Origin of the sequence: Verminephrobacter aporrectodeae subsp. tuberculatae At4 (genome assembly GCF_000193225.1) — a bacterium.
Classification (GTDB): Bacteria; Pseudomonadota; Gammaproteobacteria; order Burkholderiales; family Burkholderiaceae_C; genus Acidovorax; species Acidovorax aporrectodeae.
Genome location: NZ_AFAL01000484.1, coordinates 1 through 3547, shown reverse-complemented (window position 1 = coordinate 3547; position 3547 = coordinate 1). Strand labels below are relative to the sequence as shown.

Sequence of the window (3547 nt, the reverse complement as noted above, 5' to 3'; positions counted from 1 at the left end):
ACTCCGTCGATACCACGCGCCCCACGGCGAGCATCACGGCGAGCATCACGTTGGCCGACAGCGCGCTCACCGCGGGCGAGACCACGACCGTCACCTTCCGCTTCAACGAGCCCGTCAACGGCTTTGACGCCAGCGACATCGTGTGCCCCAACGGCACGCTGAGTTGGCCCACGGCCAACGCCGAGCGCACGGTCTGGACAGCGACCTTCACGCCCACGGCCAACGTCAGCGCTCCGACGAATACCATCCGCGTGAACCTCGCCGGGGTGACCAACGACGCGGGCATCGCCGGGACCGGCAGCATGGTCAGCGCCAACTACTCCGTGGACACCCGGACGGACACCACCGGCCCGACCGCCACGATCACGCTGGCCGACACCCATCTGACCGTGGGCGAAACCACCACCGTCACCTTTGTCTTCAACGAGCCCGTCACCGGCTTCACGCGCGACGACGTCGTGCTCAGCGATGCCAACGGCACCTTGACCGACCCCACGACGAATGACCAGGCCAGAAGAACCTGGACAGCGACCTTCACGCCCACGGCAGGCGTCGAGAACAGCAACAACACCATCGGCGTGAACTTGGCGGGCGTGCGCAACACCGCAGGCCGCGCCGGCACCGGCCACGCCCATGGCCCCAGCTACCAGATCGACACCCGGGCCCCGGTGCTCGCCAGCGCCACGGTGAACGCCATCCAGCTGGTGCTGCGCTACACCGAAGGAAGCAGCCTGGACGCAACGCATATCCCGCCCATCACGGCCTTCACGGTGCGCGCCGATAACGTACTCACCGCCGTCACCGCCATCGCGGTAAATGCGCAGGAAAAGACCGTCAGCCTGACGCTGACCACCACGGTCACCAACGGCCAGGCAGTGAGCGTCGCCTACACCGACCCGACGACCGGCAACGATGCCGACGCCATACAGGACATAGCCGGCAACGACGCGGCCAGTTTCGCGGCCATGCCGGTGGACAACCGCACACCCGCGCCACCGAGCCCGGCTCCAAGTCCGAGCCCAAGTCCAGCTTCAAGCCCGAGCCCATCGGCCCCGGAAGGCCCGACGTACAAGGACACCAAGGACACGGACGGCGACAGCATTCCCGACAGCCTCGAAAACCCGCCCCCCTTCCTCTCCGGCCCCTCTGGCGCAGCCCCCGGCGACGGCAACGGAGACGGCGTCCAGGACAGCACGCAAGCGGCAGTGGGATCGACCAGTTTCAAAGTCCGCTCCACCGGAGAAAGCGCAACCAGCACCTCCGTGACCCTGGTAGCAGGCAGCCAGAACGGCAAGCTGGACCCGCACAGCGGTGCCCGCATCACCCGCCTGGAGCAAAAGGACGTCCCCGCCCAATTACCCCCGGGGATGGAAATGCCCCTCGGGCTGCTCCGCTTCGAGGCGAGGCTGGCCCCAGGCCACAGCAGCGAGAAGTTCAGCCTGTATCTGGACCCCGCGCTGGGCGTCAACGGCTACTGGGTGAAAGACAGCACCGGCACTTGGACCAACCTGAGCAGCGCGCCCCACGGCGGCAAGATGGTGAGCGAAGGCGGGCGACTGCGGCTGGACTTTGAAATCACCGATGGCGGACCGTTCGACGCCGACGGCCAGGCCAACGGCGTCATCACCGCCCCCGGCGCCGCAGCGCAAATGCCGCTGTCCATCGTGGGGCAGGCCTCCAACGTGGCGCATGGCGAGTTCTGGCTCTGAGGCCCGCCCCCGAATCGGGCCTGCATCCGGAAAAGAACCACCATGGCGCCTGCACGGTTCTGGCCTGATTCGCCACCACAGCATGCCCGCAGTCATGTAGGCGATCTGCACCCGCAGCAGCGCCAAGGCCGCTCCCTTGGCTGCGCCGCAGCGCCCCTTGCGGCAGGGGACACCAGGGCCCAAGCGACATTCGGACAAGACCACGAACAGGCGCTGCCCCCCTGCATCCCCTGTCCACAGGGCCAGGCACTGCCCAACCCCGGCCACCCCCCATCCCACTCCCAAAACACCATGAGCATCGATTCGCACGCCACCCCCGGCCTCCGCGCGGGCGAGACCACGAACACCGGGGGCACCCAGCGCCCCACGCTCGCAGCGACCAACCCGATCACGATCGGCAACAACAAACTGGGCATTGGCGCGAGCACCACCGTCACCATCCGCTTTGCCGAAGCCATCGCGACCAACAGCTTCAGCACCTCCGACCTGAGCGTGGGCGGTTACGCGAAGCTGACCAACCTGCAAAGCACCGACGGCGGCACCACCTGGACGGTCACGCTGACGGCTCCGGGGTGGGCTGATTTCCCCTTCGGCTACTCCCTCAACCACAACTCAACGGGCAACCAGATCCGCGTCAACCTCGCCGGCGTGACCAACCCCACAGGCAACGCCGGTGTGGGCCAGGTCGTCTCCACGGTCACCTACGACATCGACACCCTCGAGCCCAGCGCCGTCGTCACGCTGGGCGACAGCGCCCTCACCGCGGGCGAAACCACCACCGTCACCATCAGCTTCAGCGAGCCCGTCACCGGCTTCACCGCCAACAACATCGACCTGTCAAGGACCCAGGGCACGCTGGGTCCGCTAACCGCCCTCGGAGACGGCAGGACTTGGACCGCCACCTTCACGCCCACAGTGAATATCAACGCTGCCACCAACAGCATCGGCGTCAACTTCAACGGCGTGACGGACTTGGCGGGGAATACGTCGGGCACCTCCTTCAGCAGCAACTACAGCATTGACACCCGGCCCGGCAGCACGGGCCAGACATCCGGCCTGAGCGCACGCGTCACACTGACCGATGACCGCCTCACGACGGGAGAAAAGGCGACCGTCATCATCGCCTTCAACAAACCCGTCAACGGCTTCCGACCCATGCCAACGGCACGCTCAGCGACCTCGTATGCAGCGCCGACGGCCGAACCTGGACGGCCACCTTCACGCCCACGGCGGGCGTCATCGCCGAGAGCAACACCATCCGCGTGAACCTCGCGGGCGTGACCGACGCCGCAGGCACCGCCGGCACCGGCAGCGCCACCAGCGACAGCTTCATCGTGAACACCGCGCCAATTGCCGCAACGATCACACTGACCGATACCGCGCTCACCACGGGCGAAACGACGACCGTCACCTTCACTTTCAACCAAGTGGTCCTCGGCTTCACGATGGATGACGTCGTGCTCGACACCAACACCGGCACGCTCGGCGCGCTCAGGACCACCGGCAACCAAATCTGGATCGCCACCTTCACACCCAAGGCCAACGTCAGCGACGCGACCAACACCATCAGCGTCAACTTGGCCGGCGTAGCCAACATGGCAGGCCGCTCCGGTACCGGCACCGCCATCAGCGCCAACTACACGGTCAACACCGAGGGACAGCCCACCACCACCAACCGCCCCACGCTCGCAGCGACCAACCCGATCACGATCGGCGACGACAAACTGATCATGGGCGAGAGCACCACCGTCACCATCCGCTTCGCCGAAGCCATCGCGACCGACAGCTTCCGCATCGCCGACCTGAGCGTGAGCGGTTACGCGACGCTGTCCAACCTG

At 66.6% G+C, this 3547-nt stretch carries 2 protein-coding genes and 1 pseudogene; all 3 read left to right on the top strand.

Translation table 11 applies throughout. The features are described 5' to 3' along the window. A partial coding sequence (locus tag VTU_RS27650) for an Ig-like domain-containing protein (protein ID WP_010105884.1) occupies window positions 1–1709 on the top strand: 1709 nt, incomplete at its 5' end. A gap of 42 nt (window positions 1710–1751) precedes the next feature. Then, entirely contained in the window at window positions 1752–2975 is a 1224-nt protein-coding gene (locus VTU_RS30775; protein ID WP_322835865.1) for an Ig-like domain-containing protein, read from the top strand. Next, window positions 2924–3547: pseudogene (locus VTU_RS30770) on the top strand (Ig-like domain-containing protein); the annotation flags it as partial. The gene VTU_RS30775 and the pseudogene VTU_RS30770, both read left to right, overlap by 52 nt.

What these genes read in the sequence shown, in the direction of transcription:
- VTU_RS30775 (WP_322835865.1), top strand. Translation starts at nt 1,752, where the DNA reads ATGGCGCCTGCACGGTTCTGGCCTGATTCGCCACCACAGCATGCCCGC.